Origin of the sequence: Pseudomonas sp. TMP9 (assembly GCF_037943105.1) — a bacterium.
Classification (GTDB): domain Bacteria; phylum Pseudomonadota; class Gammaproteobacteria; order Pseudomonadales; family Pseudomonadaceae; genus Aquipseudomonas.
In genome coordinates, this window is sequence record NZ_CP149803.1 from 1,127,125 (window position 1) to 1,143,172 (window position 16,048).

Annotated in this window: 14 protein-coding genes and 2 tRNA genes; 4 read left to right on the plus strand and 12 right to left on the minus strand. The window is 60.1% G+C overall.

What is annotated here, in order from left to right; genetic code table 11:
* The first annotated feature begins 74 nt into the window (after positions 1-74).
* Both WF513_RS05355 and gdhA read left to right on the plus strand, forming a co-directional pair.
* Positions 75-149: transfer RNA gene (locus WF513_RS05355), tRNA-Arg, on the plus strand.
* A 319-nt stretch (positions 150-468) separates the two neighbouring features.
* Positions 469-1,806: an NADP-specific glutamate dehydrogenase gene (gene gdhA, locus WF513_RS05360; protein WP_339082159.1), complete on the plus strand. Its 1,338-nt coding sequence runs from the start codon at positions 469-471 to the stop codon at positions 1,804-1,806.
* A gap of 118 nt (positions 1,807-1,924) precedes the next feature.
* Here the strand turns inward: gdhA and uraH are convergent, their stop codons facing one another.
* A complete protein-coding gene (gene uraH, locus WF513_RS05365; protein WP_339082161.1) occupies positions 1,925-2,335 on the minus strand; it encodes a hydroxyisourate hydrolase in 411 nt (136 codons plus the stop codon).
* Positions 2,336-2,350: 15 nt separating this feature from the next.
* Positions 2,351-2,857, minus strand: coding sequence for a heme-binding protein (locus WF513_RS05370; RefSeq protein WP_339082163.1), 507 nt, complete (start codon positions 2,855-2,857; stop codon positions 2,351-2,353).
* A gap of 147 nt (positions 2,858-3,004) precedes the next feature.
* On the opposite strand from WF513_RS05370, the gene WF513_RS05375 reads away from it, so the two are divergent.
* A complete protein-coding gene (locus WF513_RS05375; RefSeq protein WP_339082165.1) occupies positions 3,005-3,676 on the plus strand; it encodes a heavy metal response regulator transcription factor in 672 nt (223 codons plus the stop codon).
* Complete coding sequence (locus WF513_RS05380; RefSeq protein ID WP_339082168.1) at positions 3,673-5,043, plus strand: heavy metal sensor histidine kinase; 1,371 nt, start codon at positions 3,673-3,675, stop codon at positions 5,041-5,043. The genes WF513_RS05375 and WF513_RS05380 overlap by 4 nt, the downstream gene beginning before the upstream one ends.
* A 57-nt stretch (positions 5,044-5,100) precedes the next feature.
* On the opposite strand, the gene WF513_RS05385 is transcribed toward WF513_RS05380, so the two are convergent.
* The 10 genes from WF513_RS05385 to WF513_RS05430 all read right to left on the minus strand — a co-directional run bounded on the left by WF513_RS05385 (position 5,101) and on the right by WF513_RS05430 (position 15,965).
* Positions 5,101-5,174: transfer RNA gene (locus tag WF513_RS05385), tRNA-Gly, on the minus strand.
* Between the two features lie 96 nt (positions 5,175-5,270).
* The gene (locus WF513_RS05390) at positions 5,271-6,155 is read right to left on the minus strand and encodes an alpha/beta hydrolase (protein ID WP_339082171.1); all 885 of its coding nucleotides are present in this window, start codon (positions 6,153-6,155) and stop codon (positions 5,271-5,273) included.
* Between the two features lie 387 nt (positions 6,156-6,542).
* Positions 6,543-7,235, minus strand: a complete 693-nt coding sequence (locus tag WF513_RS05395) for a 16S rRNA pseudouridine(516) synthase (protein ID WP_339082173.1) — start codon at positions 7,233-7,235, stop codon at positions 6,543-6,545.
* A 2-nt stretch (positions 7,236-7,237) separates the two neighbouring features.
* On the minus strand, positions 7,238-7,453 hold the full coding sequence (locus WF513_RS05400; protein WP_339082177.1) for a cysteine-rich CWC family protein: 216 nt from the start codon (positions 7,451-7,453) through the stop codon (positions 7,238-7,240).
* Positions 7,450-8,922, minus strand: a complete 1,473-nt coding sequence (locus tag WF513_RS05405) for a diguanylate cyclase (protein ID WP_339082179.1) — start codon at positions 8,920-8,922, stop codon at positions 7,450-7,452. The genes WF513_RS05400 and WF513_RS05405 overlap by 4 nt, the downstream gene beginning before the upstream one ends.
* A 240-nt stretch (positions 8,923-9,162) precedes the next feature.
* Entirely contained in the window at positions 9,163-12,786 is a 3,624-nt protein-coding gene (gene uca / locus WF513_RS05410; protein WP_339082182.1) for an urea carboxylase, read from the minus strand.
* Between the two features lie 185 nt (positions 12,787-12,971).
* Complete coding sequence (locus tag WF513_RS05415) at positions 12,972-13,622, minus strand: urea amidolyase associated protein UAAP2 (RefSeq protein WP_339082185.1); 651 nt, start codon at positions 13,620-13,622, stop codon at positions 12,972-12,974.
* Positions 13,623-13,632: 10 nt separating this feature from the next.
* Positions 13,633-14,361 carry an urea amidolyase associated protein UAAP1 gene (locus WF513_RS05420; protein WP_339082188.1) on the minus strand — a complete coding sequence of 243 codons (729 nt, stop codon included), beginning with the start codon at positions 14,359-14,361 and terminating at the stop codon, positions 13,633-13,635.
* A gap of 9 nt (positions 14,362-14,370) precedes the next feature.
* Entirely contained in the window at positions 14,371-15,153 is a 783-nt protein-coding gene (locus tag WF513_RS05425) for an ABC transporter ATP-binding protein (RefSeq protein WP_339082190.1), read from the minus strand.
* The gene (locus WF513_RS05430; RefSeq protein WP_339082193.1) at positions 15,150-15,965 is read right to left on the minus strand and encodes an ABC transporter permease; all 816 of its coding nucleotides are present in this window, start codon (positions 15,963-15,965) and stop codon (positions 15,150-15,152) included. The genes WF513_RS05425 and WF513_RS05430 overlap by 4 nt, the downstream gene beginning before the upstream one ends.
* Positions 15,966-16,048 lie beyond the last annotated feature (83 nt).

Genomic DNA, 16,048 nt, shown 5'->3' on the forward strand with positions numbered 1-16,048 from the left:
TAGCGGCAGCGGCATGACAAACCAGCCCATCCTCGCTAAGATGCCGCCCGCTGGTAGCCTGTCTTCCAGCCTTGGTTCCCATAGTTCAATGGATAGAACAAGCCCCTCCTAAGGGCTAGATACTGGTTCGAATCCAGTTGGGAACGCCATCTTTGCCACCCCAGCCGTAACGGCCGGCCTCGCCTTCCGCATGATTTTCCCTATTGTTTGCCTCTGCGCTCTTAGCGTCACGGGGTTGATTGCCTAAGCATGCAGCACCGAATGCTTCAGAGTTGTGCGGTCTCGCCCTTTATAGGAGCGGTGCAGTGCCCTGCTATATGGGCCGAGGAGCGGTGTTCTATATGCTAATGCACCTAAAAGATTCATTAAGGCGACATTTTGCGCTGTTTAAGTGCATAACTGGCTGCTAAAGTGCCGGCCACTTTTAAGTTGATCTGCCCTGTATCGCGGGCATTTTGGGGTATGTGCATGATCGAATCCGTAGAGCTTTTCCTCTCCCGCCTAAAGCAGCGTGACCCTGATCAGCCTGAGTTTCATCAGGCCGTGGAAGAGGTGCTGCGTTCGCTGTGGCCATTCCTAGAAGCCAACCCGCATTATCTGCAGGCGGGCATCGTTGAGCGCATGGTCGAGCCGGAGCGGGTGGTCATGTTCCGTGTGTCTTGGGTTGATGATGCCGGGCGCGTCAAGGTCAACCGTGGCTACCGGGTGCAGATGAACAGTGCCATTGGCCCCTACAAGGGCGGGCTGCGCTTCCACCCGTCGGTCAACCTCGGCGTGCTCAAGTTCCTTGCCTTCGAGCAAGTGTTCAAGAACTCGCTGACTTCACTGCCCATGGGCGGCGGCAAGGGCGGCTCGGACTTCAACCCGAAGGGCAAAAGCGACAACGAAGTGATGCGCTTCTGTCAGGCCTTTATGAGCGAGCTGTACCGCCACATCGGTGCTGATGTGGACGTGCCGGCCGGTGACATTGGCGTTGGCGGCCGCGAGATTGGCTATATGTTCGGTCAGTACAAGCGCCTGGCTAACCAGTTCACCTCAGTGCTGACCGGCAAAGGCATCAGCTACGGCGGCAGCCTAATCCGCCCGGAAGCCACCGGTTACGGCTGCGTGTACTTCGCTCAGCAAATGCTCAAGCGCATTGATCGTGGCGTTGAGGACCAGCGTGTGGCCATCTCTGGCTCGGGCAACGTGGCGCAATACGCTGCGCAAAAGGTCATTGAGTTGGGCGGCATGGTCATCTCCATGTCCGACTCTGAAGGCACCCTGCACACCCCGGACGGCCTGAGCGAAGAACAGTGGCAGCACCTGATGGAGCTGAAGAACGTGCGCCGCGGACGCCTTAGCGAAATGGCCGCGCACTTCAATTTGAACTTCCTTGGCGGTCAGCGCCCTTGGCACTTGGCGTGCGATATCGCCCTGCCATGCGCCACGCAAAACGAGCTGGATGCCGAAGACGCCCGCACGCTGCTGAGCAATGGCTGCTTCTGTGTGGCCGAAGGCGCCAACATGCCGTCGACCCTGGAAGCGGTGGACCTGTTTATCGACGCCGGCATTTGCTTCGCACCCGGCAAAGCCTCGAACGCCGGCGGCGTAGCCACCAGCGGTTTGGAGATGAGCCAGAACGCCATGCGCCTGAACTGGACGGCGGGTGAGGTGGACGAGCGCCTGCACAGCATCATGCAAAGCATCCACAGCGCGTGCGTGCGCTACGGCGAAGAGAACGGTCGGATCAACTACGTCAAAGGCGCCAACATCGCCGGCTTCGTTAAAGTCGCCGATGCCATGCTGGCCCAGGGTGTGGTTTAACCCGCCTCGACTCAGGCAGGTTCTGCCGCACACAAAAATGCCCGCGCAATGCGGGCATTTTTTATAGGCTTCAGGCTAAAGCGCGAGCGGGTCTGCGCATTAGCCGACCGCTGACGGCTTAGTTACCGCGATAAGTCGAGAAGCCGTAAGGGCTGAGCAGCAGCGGAATGTGGTAGTGCGGCACGGTGCCGTCTACTTCGAAGATCACCGGTACTTCTGGGAAGAAGCTCGCCGTGGCGTGCTTTTTGAACCACTCACCGGTCTTAAACGTGACGCGGTAGGTGCCTTTTTCCAACGCCTTGTCTGCCGGGTATAGGGCCGGGATGCGGCCTTGTTCGTTGGTCACGCCGCTGTTGAGCATGTCCCAGCTTTTACCGTCCTGCTTTTCCAGGGTCACGCTGACTTCAGGTGAAGGCAGGCCGTCTTGCAGGTTCAGTACGTGCACGCTTAGCGGGTTGCCAGCGGCCAAGGCCAGGGAGGAGAGGCCGCTCAGTACAGCGCCGACAAATAGAGTTTTCAGCAGATTCATGGTGTGGTTCCTAGATTAGTGTGTGGAGGGCAAAATTTGAGCAATGGCTTTCAGGGCGCAGCCTTCATCAATCTCAGCGCCGCCGGCACCGGCGACACCGATGGCACCGATCACCTGATCGCCGACCTTTAAAGGCACACCGCCGCCGAGCAACAGCAGCTCGTCGAGGGTGTTGAGGTTCTCAGCATCGGGGTTATTGCGAGCACGCTCAGACAGCAGGCGCGTCGCGGTTTTGGTCGACAGCGCGGTGAATGCTTTGCGCTGCGCCGCGAGGGTGTTGTGCGGGCCGACGTTATCGTCACGCTGCACGGCAACCAGGTTGCCGCCACGGTCAACCACCGCCGCCACGCCGGTGCGGCCGTCAGCATGGCAAGCGGCCAGCGTGGCGTTGAGCAAGTCATTGGCCAAGGCCAGGGTGACGTCCTGACGTTGAGCAACCTGCGGCTCATTGGCGGCCCAAGTGGTAGAAGAGGCCATGGCCAGTGCGAGTAGTGACAGGGTAGCGGCGCTGCGAAGGTGCATGTCGTTCTCCAGGGTTAGGCTCGGCTGAGCGGTTGCTGGCCATACTGCCTAGGCGCCTGGGTCAAACTGATTGCGCGTGCATTACCAATTTGTAATGGGAGCGCTGCGCGTAACGGCCTAGGCTATGCGCCTGTGTTGGAGGAAAACATGCGAATTCTGCTCGTTGAAGACGAAGTAAAAACGGCGGACTACCTGTGCAAGGGTCTGAGCGAATCGGGCTATCGGGTGGAGGTGGCCCTTAACGGCTTGGATGGTCAGCATCTGGTGCAAGAGCACGAGTTTGACCTGATCATTCTTGACGTCATGCTGCCCGGCCTGGATGGCTGGCAGCTGTTGCAGATCATCCGGCGCAAGCTGCAAACGCCGGTGCTGTTTCTCACGGCGCGCGATGCCGTGGAAGACCGGGTTAAAGGCTTGGAGCTGGGTGCGGATGATTACCTGGTCAAACCCTTTTCCTACGCTGAGTTGCTGGCGCGGGTGCGCACCTTGCTGCGCCGTGGCCCGCCGCGTGAGGTTGAGCAGTTTCAGATCGCCGACCTGCACCTAGACCTGTTGCGGCGCAAGGTCACCCGCAATGGCGATCGCCTGACCCTGACCAACAAAGAGTTTGCCCTGCTGCACCTGCTGCTCAGCCGCGAAGGTGAAGTGTTGTCGCGCACCCTGATTGCCTCTCATGTGTGGCAGATGAATTTCGACAGCGACACCAATGTGGTCGACGTCGCCATCCGCCGGTTACGCGCCAAAGTTGATGACCCCTATCCGCTCAAGCTGATCCATACCGTGCGCGGCATGGGCTACATGCTGGAGGCGCAGTCGTGAGGCTGTGGCCGCGCGCGCTAAGCGTAAAACTGGCGTTGATGTTCGCGTTGGTTAGCGCGCTGTTATTGGGTGCAATTGGCTTTTACCTGTACCAATCGCTGCAGCGCGAAATCGCCTGGCGTGACGACCAGGCACTGCTCGGCCGGTTGGAACGCATGCAAGCCTTGCTCGATGACAGCGAGAGCATCGAAGCCCTGCGCCGTAGGCCGCAGCTTTATGAAAATATGCTGGGCAACCGCGACAGCCTGCTGTGGATAGTCGACGACGCCGGGCACCGGCTGATCGAGATCAACCCCGGCGTATTGCCGCTGCCAGCATTGCCGGCCGCGCAGCAAGTGATGCTCGGCGACAGCGCGGGCAGCGAGCCATTGCGCCTGGCTTGGCTGGATGTAAACCGTGGCGATCGTCGCCTGACCCTGATTGCCGGCAAGTTGCTCAGCGAGCGTGAGCAGATGCTCGCGGCCTATCGCCTCAAGCTTTGGCTGGCCTTATCTGTGGGTGCGTTATTGGCCTTTGGGCTGGGCTGGTTGGTCAGCGTGCGCGGCTTGCGTCCGGTGCGGCAACTGGCAACGCGCGCCGCCGCCATTGACGTGCAGCACCTGCACCTGCGCCTGGATGAGTTTAAAGACGTCAGCGAGTTACAGGCGCTCAGCCACGCCCTTAACCAAATGCTCGCGCGCTTAGAAGACGGCTTCGCCCAGCTCTCGCGCTTCTCCGAAGACCTGGCCCACGAGATGCGCACCCCGCTGAGCAACCTGATGGGCCACGCGCAGCAAACCCTGGCGCGGAGCCGCCCGCTGGATGAATATCAGAACCTGCTGGTGTCTAACCTTGAGGAATATGAGCGGCTGGCGCGAATGATCGACAGCATGCTGTTTCTCGCACGTACCGAGCAGGCCAATGCCTCGATCAACCAGCAAACGCTCGATTTGCACGAGTTGCTCGAACAGCTCTGCGAGTACTTCGAAGGCACCGCGCAAGAGAGCGCCATGGCGCTGCTCAACCAGGCCAGCGGCACGCTAACCGCCGACCCACAATTATTACGTCGCGCCCTGGCCAACCTGCTGGCCAATGCACTGCGCTACGGTGCAGCGGACAATACGGTGACGATCAGCAGCCGGCTGCAGGACGGCGTCTGTGAAATCAGCGTGCATAACGCCGGCCCTGCGATTGCCGCCGAACACCTGCCACGCCTGTTCGAGCGCTTCTACCGCTGCGATCCGTCACGCAACCAACCGGACGACTCTGGCGGCTTGGGTCTGGCCATCGTGCGCTCGATCATGCAGGCGCATGGCGGGCGGGTCAGCGTTATCAGTAATGAGACGGGCACACGCTTTAGCTTGCTGTTTCCTTTAACCAAGGCTTGAACCAGAAAGCAGAAAGCCCCGAAACCGGTTGGTTTCAGGGCTTTAGATTCTGCGATTTGGAGCGGGCGATGGGAATCGAACCCACAGCTCTAGCTTGGGAAGCTAGGGTATTACCACTATACGACGCCCGCAGCGGGTGCCTTTATACCGGAAGTCTTGGCCGAAATGAAGCGCGCTGCGCAGCTAATCGGTGGCAATGCGCGGCAGGAGTGGGGCTTGGCGGTACTTTATACGGCAATCGCATGGTGCTGGTTAGGCACTCGGTGGTAGCTGCAGTTGTTGCGCGCCGGGGGCTGCAGGAAGTTAAGCAGGGCGGTCTGGCTCTGCAGGCATGCGCCTTTGTGCTCCATATCGAGAAAGTGCCCGGCGTTGTTGATGATGACGAACTGGCAGTCGCTCAGGTACTCGGCAAACACCCGCACATCTTGCGCGGCGGTGTACTCATCGCGATCGCCGTTGATAAACAGCAGTGGGATGTCGATGGTCGCCAAGCATTGCATCTGGCCGTGGTTGTCTAGTTGCAACACCTGATTGATGTGCGCGTGCATCTGCAGGTATTCGTGGCGGTCCAGGCGGCTGATGTGCCGGTGGTTAAAGCGCTTAAACAGCGAGGGCAGGTACTTGCCGATGGTGCTGTTGACCAGTTGGCCGACTTGCTCACCGTCTGCGGCTTGCAGGCAGACCATGCCTCTTGCTAAGTAGTCGAGCATCGCTTTGTTCAGCAGCGGCGAGAAGGAGGTGATCACCGCCTTTTCGATCCGCGCCGGGCGTTGCGCCAAAGCCAGCATAGCGGCGACGCCACCCCAAGAGAACGACAGCAGATAGTCGACCTTAAACACCTCAATAAGCTCCAGCAAAATGGTTGCTTCATCTTCTTTGCTGATCGGCCGGCTATGGCGGTTGTGCGGCTTGGATTGGCCGGCATAGGGCTGGTCGTAAAGCACCACATTGAACTGCGGTCGCAGGTACTTGAGGGTTTGTGCAAAGGCGGCGGTGGTGGCCAGCGAACCGTTGATCAGGATGATGGTCTTGCGCGCGCTGGGGTTGGCGTAGAACTCCGTGTGAACCTTAAACGTCCTGTGAATATCGACGACAGCGGTGGCTGGTTTCATGGCGTTTCCTCCGGGCGCAATACGTGACCATGGCTAACGGCAGCGGCGTTGAGCCAGGCGGTATAAGGCAGACAGCTAAACGCCTGGACGTGACAGCACGATGTCAGTCGTAAGGTTTTTATAAGTCATTTATTTTCAACCAGTTAGAGCGCAAGCCACGCGCCAACCACAGCCTTTATAGCGACCGGCATTTGGCAGCGGCTTGACCAGACAGAAACTCTTTCGCGCAGCGTGCAGGTAGCCGATAAAGCGCTGAGAGGGCTCTGGAGATTGCTTGATCATCCCTAGCTGTAGGCTTGGATTTAAACAGCGCTGTATTGCACAAATAAGTCGTGGCGCGGTTTTGCTTTCGGCACTTGTCGGGTGTGAGAGAGGGCGGCGAGCGGCTTAGCAGCTGGCGATTTCTGCAGAGTTAAGGGCGCGGTATTGGCCGGGGGCGAGTTGTGGGTCGAGTTCGATGCTGCCCATGCTCAGGCGGTGCAGGTCGATGACTTTGTTCTGGAAGTGGCCAAACATGCGCTTGACCTGATGGTAGCGACCTTCGTGCAGGGTCAGTAGGGCGCTGTGGCTGTCGAGAATTACCAGTTCAGCGGGCAGGGTGGTGAGGCCTTCATAGGCGAAGTACAAACCTTGGGCGAATACCTCGATGTATTCGGCGCTGATCGGCTGTTCGGTGGTGACCCGGTAGACCTTGCCCAAGAGGCTGCGTGGTTCGGTTAGGCGGCGCGACCATTGGCCATCATTGGTGATGAGTAACAGGCCGCTGGTATTGAGGTCCAGACGGCCGGCCAGGTGCAGGTCGGCTTTGTCCGGCTCATCGAGTAGATCGAGCACCGTGCGGTGTTCATCGTGCTCGGTGGCGCTGACCACCCCTATTGGCTTGTGCAGCATAAAATAGCGCGCGGGTTTGCCGGCTTGCAGCAGCTGGTTATCCACCTCGATGCGGCTGAATTGGCTGACGTTGCACAGACCCTCACAGACCACCACCCCATCCACCTGCACGTGGCCGCTGACCAGCAACTGGCGTGCGGTTTGGCGGTTGTACTGCGCTAGGTTGCTGAGAAAGCGGTCAAGGCGCATGGCTAATCCGCCAGGAGCGGCGAATCAGGTGGCAGGCCTTGGGCGCAGCGTGGGCACAGGCAGCTGCGGTTGCGCTGCTCGGGCGGCAGGTTAGCCAATTGCTGGGCATCTACCTTTACGCTAAAGCACCAACACTGGCTGACTGGCGCATCGGCTGTGGCCTGGGCGCAGCGGTTGAGTTGCCCGCAGCAGGGGCAAAGAGTGGCCGTATCAGTCACGTGACCTCTTCACACAGGCGGTTGCGGCCGCTTTGTTTAGCCCGGTACAGCGCGCGGTCGGCGCGGGTGATCAACTGCTCAAGCGATTCATCTGCTTGCAGTTGCGCCAAGCCAATGCTGGTGGTGATCTGCAGGTCGACGGTGTTGAAGCGGATAAGGGTTTGCTCGGTTTGCAGGCGGATTTTCTCGCCCAGCTCGCGGGCCTGTTCGGGTGTGGTGTCTTTGAGCAGCAGGATAAATTCCTCACCGCCCCATCGGCAGATGATGTCGGACTGGCGCACGGTGTTACGCAGGTGGTGGGCAAAACTGCGCAATACTTCATCACCGGCCATATGGCCGTGGCTGTCGTTAAGTTGTTTGAAGTTGTCCAGGTCGAGTATCAGCGCGCACAGCGCACTTGAATTACGCCAGGCCTCCTGTACCGCTTGGCTGGCTAACAGGTCAAAGCCACGGCGGTTGGGCAGTGCGGTAAGCGAGTCGGTGGTGGCCAGAGCGCTGATTCGCCGCTGATAACGGCGCAGCGCTAAACTGACGATACCGATGATTAGGCTCGTAACGACCAGGCAGATCAGCAAATTGAGGTACAGCGACTTACGAATGCCGGCGACGGCGCCGTCTTCTAATTTGTCGACAAACAGGTACCAATTCAGCTCAGGGATAAAGCGCACATTGAGAAAGTGATCGCGGCCTTGCTCCTGGTATTCGTAATCACCACTTTGCGGCTTTGGCAACTTGGCCATCAGCGCTTCCAGCCCAGGAATATCGCTGAGCGATTGGCCAATATGCGCGCCCATCGGTCCACCGCTGGCACCGGTGAGGACTAAACGGCCTTCGGTGTCGACAAAAAACACGCTGCGGTTGTAGCGCTGCTGGTAGGTATCGATCAACTTAACCACTGCATCCACGGTCAGGCCGACCCCGGTTGCGCCGATAAAGCGATGTTGAAAATCGAACACTTTGTAGTTGATAAACACGGTCATACGGTCGTTGTTGGCCAGGTCAACATCAACATTGATCTCATAGGGGGCCTGCATGTCACGCACGCGAAAGTACCAAGCGTCGCGGGGTTCGGCTTCTTTAACCTGCTTGAGCACGCCTTTGGCTTGGTAGTACGTGTGGGTTTTTTCGGAAACGAAGAAACTGGTGACCGTGGCGTAGTGCTCCTGCACCTCGCGCAGGTAACGGGTGATTTGCTCGGCATCCTGCTCGCCAGCAATCACCCAATCACGCACATACGTGTCGCGCGACATCATCGAGGAAATCAAGATGGGCCTGACCAAATCTTTTTGTATTTCCGAATAGACGTTATCCGAGGTCAGTGGCAGTTCGGTGTTGATGATCCCTTCACGGATCGAGTCGAGGGCGGCGTAATAGCTGGCTAATGATGTAGCGAGGAAGCCACAACCAAGCAATACCAGCAGCAGCGCAATTAAGGGCCATTGGCGCGTTAGGGAGGATGGCTTCGGCATACAACGCTCTGCTGACTAAATGATGGCTGCAGTGTAGCGTTTGGGTGGGTGTGCTGCTGCTCAAAAAACGGCCTTGCGCCATTAACAGCCAGTGTGGACGGCCAGTGTGGACGGCCTGCGCCTCCCGAGTGTTAACCGGCCCTTAGCCGCTTATTAGCCAGAGCCTAAACCTAAGGCTCTGGCTAATAAGCGGCTTGCGTAGAGCCCATGCCTGAGGTGCTAGGTGGCATGGGCCAAGGTTTAGGCCTCTGCCAATACCACCACGCGTTGTCCGGCGCGGATGGGCGAGCCGGGTTGCACGCGCACCTCGCGGATAATGCCGTCACGTGGGGCGAGCAGGGGGATTTCCATCTTCATCGACTCCAGTATCACCAGCACATCGCCGGCTTTGACTGTTGCGCCTTCTTCGACCTGCACCTGCCAGAGGTTGCCGGCGATATGGCTTTCGATGCTGTGCAGACCGGCCCCGAGCGGTGCGTCTTCGCCCATGTCCGGGCCTCTATCCTCCACTTCGAAGTGCGCCTGACCGGAGGCAATCCAGCGCTGGCGTTCGGCATCAAACGCCGCACGTTGCTGCTGGCGGAAGGCTTCGATGCCTTCGGCTTCGGCGTTAAGGAAGGTTTGGTAGTCGGCCAGCTTCAGCTCGCTGTCTTCGATGCACAGGTCATAACGGCCCAGCGGGAAGTCGCGGCGGATGCGGGTGAGTTCGTCGGCGCTGACCGGGTAGAAACGAATCTGATCGAAGAAGCGCAGCAGCCAAGGCTTGCCGTTGAAGGCGGCGACTTCGCGGTAGCGGTTCCACATTTGCAGCGTGCGGCCGACGAACTGGTAACCGCCGGGGCCTTCCATGCCGTACACGCACATATAGGCGCCGCCGATGCCCACCGAGTTCTCGGCGGTCCAGGTGCGGGCCGGGTTGTATTTGGTGGTCACCAGGCGATGCCGTGGGTCCAATGGCGTGGCCACGGGTGCGCCGAGGTAGACATCACCCAGGCCCATCACCAGATAGCTGGCGTCGAAGACGGTTTTGTAGACTTCGTCCAGATTAGGCAGGTCGTTGATGCGGCGGATAAATTCCAGATTGCTCGGGCACCAAGGGGCGTCCTTGCGCACGGTGGTCATATATTTCTCTATCGCTAACTGACAGGCCGGGTCGTCCCACGACAGCGGTAAATGCACGATGCGTGATGGCACCTTAAGGTCTTGGGTGTTGCACACGGCGTCCCATTCACCGGCAACGATGTCGAGCAGATCATTCAGCGCCAACGTCTCGGGCTGATAGTGCACTTGCAGCGAGCGAATGCCAGGAGTGAGATCAGTCACGCCATTGAGGTTCTTGGCTTCCAGCGCCTGCATCAATGCATGACCACGGAAGCGCAGCACCAAGTCCAGCTCGGGCGCGCCGATTTCAAGCAGCAGGTGGGTGTCGCCGGAAAGGCGCGCGACCAAGCGTTTGTCGGCTTCACCGATGTCGAGAATAATGGGGCTCTGTAGCCCGGATGCAATCCGGGAAGCCGGCGACACATCTGTCCTGGATTGCATCCGGGCTACGAGGGTCTGAGCCTCTTCGTTTTGCACCCTAGCCAGCTGCCGCGCGGTGGCGATATCCACCGGTACAAACTTGAGCTTATCGCCCGCCTTGAGCTGGCCGAGTTGCCAGAGGTCGGCCTCGATGATGGTTACTGGGCACACGAAACCGCCCAGGCTCGGGCCGTCGGGGCCGAGGATGACGGGCATGTCGCCGGTGAAGTCCACCGCGCCGATGGCATACGGGTTGTCGTGGATATTGGAGGGGTGCAGGCCGGCTTCGCCGCCGCTGTCGCGTACCCACTCAGGTTTCGGGCCGATCAGGCGCACGCCGGTGCGGCTGGAGTTGAAGTGCACTTCCCAGGCGGTGGCGAAGAAGGTGTCGATGTAGCCTTCGGTGAAGTATTCCGGTGCGCCATGGGGACCGTAGATCACGCGGATTTCGCGCACCGCCGGTAGTGCGGTACAGAGCTCTGCAGGGAGTTGCGCGCCTGCATCCTGGTCAACCAATGCCGGGATATGCAGCACGTCGCCGGCACGCAGGGCGCGGCCACCATGGCCGCCGAACTGGCCGAGGGTGAAGGTACTTTTACTGCCCAAATAGTCCGGCACTTGCAGGCCGCCGCGCAGGCACAGGTAGCTGCGTGCGCCTGCGCCTGAGATGGTGCCGAGGCTAAGGGTGCTGCCGGCTTTGATCAGCAGCGCGCTGTTCATATTCTGCTCGGCACCGTCGATGCTCAACGGAATGGGCGCGCCGGTGACGGCGATGACCGCATCAGTATTGAAGCGCAGCAGCGGCCCGCTCATGGTGATTTCCAGCGCAGCGGCGCCTTCTTCGTTACCCAGCAGGCGGTTGCCCAAGCGCAGGGCACGGCTGTCCATTGGCCCAGACGGTGGCACGCCAACGGCCCAGTAGCCGAGACGGCCGGGGTAGTCCTGCACGGTGGTTTGGGTGCCGGCGGACAGCACCTCGAAGGTCGTGGCCTGATAAGCCAGCCCTTCCAAGCAGCGGGTCCAGGGGTGGCCGCTGGCGAACGGTGCGTCGACAAGGATTTGACGAATGTAGTCGCGGTTGGATTCCACACCGTATAGCACTGTATCAGCGAGGGCCTGGCTGAGTGCGGCGCTGGCTTGATCGCGGGTGGGTGCCCAGGCGATGACCTTGGCAATCATCGGGTCGAAGTAGGGCGGAATCTCGCAGCCGGCTTCGACCCAGGTGTCGATGCGCAGCGCTTTGCCATCGGCAGCGGGGAAGTCCACGGCGGTGAGCAAGCCCGGGCTTGGCTGGAAATCGCGGCCCGGGTCTTCGGCATACAGCCGTGCCTGAATCGCGTGGCCGCTGGCTTTCAAGCCCTCGCTCAATTGACTAAGTGGCGCCAGGTCACCGGCTGCCAACTCGATCATCCAGCGCACCAGATCGACGCCCCACACTTGTTCGGTCACGCCGTGTTCGACTTGCAGGCGGGTGTTGACCTCAAGGAAGTAGAAGCGCGCAGCCTCGCTATCGTAGACAAATTCGACGGTGCCGGCGCTGCGGTAGTTGACCGCCTTGGCCAGCTTGATCGCGGCGGCGCAGAGCTCCTCGGCCATACCAGTCGGCAGGTTGGGCGCGGGCGTTTCTTCCAGCACTTTTTGATTGCGGCGCTGCACCGAACAGTCGCGCACGCCAAGGGCCAGGACTTCACCTTGGCCGTCGCCGAACACCTGCACTTCCAGGTGGCGGGCGCGCTGGATGTACTTCTCGATAAACACGCCGCTGTCGCTGAAGTTGTTTTGCCCCAGGCGTTTGACCGCGTCGAAGGCATCACTCAGTTCGGCGGCGCTGTTGCACACGCGCATGCCGATGCCGCCACCGCCGGCGGTGCTTTTTAGCATCACCGGGTAGCCGACTTCGTCGCCGGCAATCAGGGCCGCTTCGAGGTTTTCCAACAGGTCGGTGCCTTCCAGCATCGGCACGCCGTGCTGCTTGGCCAGGGCGCGGGCGGTGTGCTTGAGGCCGAATACGCGCAGTTGCTCGGGCGTGGGGCCGACAAAGGCAATGCAGGCCGCTTCGCAGGCTTCGGCGAAGGCGGCGTTTTCCGAGAGAAAGCCGTAACCGGGATGGATGGCGGTGGCGCCAGTCTGCTTGGCCACAGCGAGAATCTTCTCGACCATCAGGTAGGTGCCGGCGGCTGGGCCTTCACCGAGGCTAAAGGCTTCATCGGCCTGCTGGATATGCAGGCTGGCGGCGTCGGCTTCGGAGTAGACGGCTACGCCCTGAACATCGAGGGCACGCAGGGTGCGCAGGATGCGGCAGGCAATGGCGCCACGGTTGGCGATCAGCAATTTGTTAAACATTCGAGGTGTCCTCGAAAGGGCGGGCCGTCCCGCAGTATTCGGTCTGCACCACGGTCGTCCGCGGTTGAAATGCTTTTACTCCCTCTCCCCTCGGGGAGAGGGCTGGGGAGAGGGGACTTATATTGGCGCAGGCCCGTTTTCCCTCTCTCTCGACCCCTCTCCCGCATACGGGAGAGGGGAGAAACTCAATCCCAAACCAGCACCTCGGCTGGGGTCGGGTTGTAGCCGTTGCAGGGGTTATTCAGCTGCGGGCAGTTGGAGATCAGCACGATGACGTCCATGTGCGCGATCAGCTCAACGTATTTGCCCGGCGCGGAGATGCCATCCTCGAAGGTCAGACCGCCTTCGGGCGTGACCGGTACGTTCATAAAGAAGTTGATGTTGGCGCCGATGTCGCGCTTCTCAAGGCGACCGTCGTGCAGGCTGGCGCGCAGGAAGTTGTCGCGGCAGCTGTGCATGTAGCGCGTGTCGAGTGCGTATCTGACTGTGTTGCTTTCTTGCGCGCAGGCGCCGCCCAAGGTGTCGTGCCGGCCACAGGTATCGGCGCTGATGGTCAGCAGCGGGTTGCCTAGGTTGGAGTACAGAACGGTGCCGGTGGTCAGGTACACGTTGTTCTGTTTGCGCAGGGTGCGCTGCGGATCGAAGCGCTCGCGCGGGTTCTTCGCGCTAAAAAATAGGGTGTCGACCGCCTGGTTGCCTTGCATATCCAGCAAGCGCAGGGTTTGCCCGGCTTTGACTTCGCAGAGGAACGGTTCGCCGGCCGCGATCACAGCGCGGTAAACGGCGGTTTCAGCCTCTTTGTTACTGGAGATAAGGGTGCTTTCGGTTAGAGACATGCTGCGGCCCTCAAAGGTACTGACGTTCGGTGTTGTGGAAGCCGCGCCCGTTCTCCGGACGCGAGGTGCGGCACAGCACGCTGATGCCATCGCTATCGACCTTGTGCCAGCTGAGTTGCAACGGTTTGGGTGCGTAGACAGGGTCTGGGTCCATGGGGTGTTGCAGGGCGGTCAGCACGACCAAGGTGTCCATGGGTGCATACAGCCCGATGTAGTCGCCCGCCTTGGAATTGCCTGGGGCAAACTGGAAGCTGCCATGCGCGTCCACCGTCACCTTGCTGAACAGGTTGAGGTTCATCAACAGGTCTTGCAGGTTGAGGTTCCACTTGCCCATTTCCACCAGCAGGTTATCCACGCCGTTGCGGAAAAAGCCGTTGCGCAGCTCCTGATAACGACCGGCACCGTATTTTTCGGCGACTTCGGCCGCGTTGAGTACGCCGCCAAAGCTGTCATTCCAGCCGCAAGTGTCGGCGGTGATGGCGGCCAGTACGCGACCCATGTCTGAATACAGGCAGTGGCCGACAGTAAGCTTGGCGGTGTGCTGGCACTTGAGTGTATCGGGCAGGTTGAGGCGCTCACTTTTCTCGCTGGCACTGAGTAGCAACAGGCTGGCATTGGCGCCGCCTTCGGGGTCAGTGATGCGCAGCAGTTGGCCGCGCCTGAGCACAAAAGAAGTGTGGCCACCACCGGGCAGGAATTCTTCATACAGTGTTGGGCGCAGGGTTAATGCGGTGGTCATAGTCGCTCCTTACGAGGCCGGCTGCAGATGCGCCGGCAAGGCGTCAACGGCAGCACGAGCCGCGCGGCGGTCAGTGTTCAGGGGGATGTCATAGGTGATGCGCGCGCCAAAGGCACCTGGTGCATGCGGGTCGATACGGGTTTTGTCGAACACCAGCAGGCGGGTGCCGAGGCTGAAGCCCTCACTCAAATCGTGGGTGACCATAAATACGGTCAGGCCGGTGGCGTGCCACAGCTCCAGCAGCAGCGCATGCATGTCCTTGCGAATGCCGGGGTCGAGGGCACCGAAGGGCTCATCGAGTAGCAGTACGCGCGGTTGCATGATCAGCGCTTGGGCGATAGCCAGTCGCTGCTGCATACCGCCAGAGAGTTGGCTGGAGTATTTGTCGAGGGCATGGCCAAGGCCGACCTTGTGCAACATAACGGCAGCCTGCTCGCGTGCTTGGCGCTTGGCCGTGCCAAACAGGCGGCCCAGTAGCTTTGATCGCGGCAGCTCCAGACCGATGGCGACGTTGTCCAATACGCTGAGGTGCGGGAACACCGAGTAACGCTGGAACACCACGCCCCGGCTGGCATCCGGCTCACCCGCCAATGCTGCGCCGTTGAGTAAAATATGCCCTTTGCTCGGCCGTTCCTGGCCCAGCAGCAGGCGTAAAAAGGTCGATTTACCGCAGCCGGACGCGCCGACCAGGGTACAGAACTCACCTTCGTCGACAGTTAAATTGAGTCGTTCGAGCACCACTTGGTCGCCGTACGCCTGCCATACATTCTTCACCTCGATAAAGGGCTTCATGCCTTACTCCCTTCAAACCAAGGGAAGGCCAGCAGAGTCAGGCGGCGCAGGCCCAAATCCATCAACCAGGCGAGCAGAGTGATCCAGGCCACGTAAGGCAGGATCACGTCCATGGCCATATAGCGGCGCACTAAGAAAATCCGATAGCCAAGGCCATCAGTACTGGCGATGGCTTCAGCTGCAATCAAGAACAACCAGGCTGAACCCAGCACCAACCGCAGAGCAATCAGCAAGCGCGGCAGCAATTGCGGCAGCACCACTCGCAGGATTAGCGTCCAGGTGCTGGCGCCCAAGGTCTGTGCTTTGATCAATATTTCCGTGGGGATTTCGCGCGCCCGTTGTTCGAGGTCACGGGCCAGCACCGGGGTGATACCGATGACGATCAACATGACCTTGGACAGCTCGCCAAGGCCAAAGGTAATAAACAGGATTGGCAGGATCGCCAACGGTGGAACCATTGATAGCACCGTGAGTAAGGGTGACAGTGGCGCACTAAACAGCGGCACAATGCCGGCTGCAATACCCAGGCAGAGGCCGAGCACGGCAGCAATCCCGATGCCCATGGCCAAGCGCTTGAGGCTGGCGGCAGTGTCTACCCAGAACAGGTACTTGCCGGTGCGTTTGTCCTCGGTAAAGGCCAGTCGATCAACAGCTGCGGCCATCTGGCTGGCGCTGGGCAACAGCTTGTCGTTAGGGTTGTCGGCCAGTCGCTGCGCCGACCCTGCAAAATAGGCAAACAGCAGCAGGGCAAAAGGCAGCAGAACCAGCAGCAAGCGGCCGCTGCGATCCGGGTGGCGGTTGATCAGGCGCATAGTTATCTCGTCGAACGTAGGGTGGATGGCGCTTTATCCATCCACCTTCACAGCGGATTCACGGTGGATGAAAAGAGCGTCAA

Excerpts from the sequence above, each read along its gene's own strand:
- gdhA (WP_339082159.1), top strand. The coding sequence starts at position 469 with ATGATCGAATCCGTAGAGCTTTTCCTCTCCCGCCTAAAGCAGCGTGAC.
- uraH (WP_339082161.1), bottom strand. The coding sequence starts at position 2,335 with ATGAATCTGCTGAAAACTCTATTTGTCGGCGCTGTACTGAGCGGCCTC.
- WF513_RS05370 (WP_339082163.1), bottom strand. The coding sequence starts at position 2,857 with ATGCACCTTCGCAGCGCCGCTACCCTGTCACTACTCGCACTGGCCATG.
- WF513_RS05375 (WP_339082165.1), top strand. The coding sequence starts at position 3,005 with ATGCGAATTCTGCTCGTTGAAGACGAAGTAAAAACGGCGGACTACCTG.
- WF513_RS05390 (WP_339082171.1), bottom strand. The coding sequence starts at position 6,155 with ATGAAACCAGCCACCGCTGTCGTCGATATTCACAGGACGTTTAAGGTT.
- WF513_RS05395 (WP_339082173.1), bottom strand. The coding sequence starts at position 7,235 with ATGCGCCTTGACCGCTTTCTCAGCAACCTAGCGCAGTACAACCGCCAA.
- WF513_RS05405 (WP_339082179.1), bottom strand. The coding sequence starts at position 8,922 with ATGCCGAAGCCATCCTCCCTAACGCGCCAATGGCCCTTAATTGCGCTG.
- uca (WP_339082182.1), bottom strand. The coding sequence starts at position 12,786 with ATGTTTAACAAATTGCTGATCGCCAACCGTGGCGCCATTGCCTGCCGC.
- WF513_RS05415 (WP_339082185.1), bottom strand. The coding sequence starts at position 13,622 with ATGTCTCTAACCGAAAGCACCCTTATCTCCAGTAACAAAGAGGCTGAA.
- WF513_RS05420 (WP_339082188.1), bottom strand. The coding sequence starts at position 14,361 with ATGACCACCGCATTAACCCTGCGCCCAACACTGTATGAAGAATTCCTG.
- WF513_RS05425 (WP_339082190.1), bottom strand. The coding sequence starts at position 15,153 with ATGAAGCCCTTTATCGAGGTGAAGAATGTATGGCAGGCGTACGGCGAC.
- WF513_RS05430 (WP_339082193.1), bottom strand. The coding sequence starts at position 15,965 with ATGCGCCTGATCAACCGCCACCCGGATCGCAGCGGCCGCTTGCTGCTG.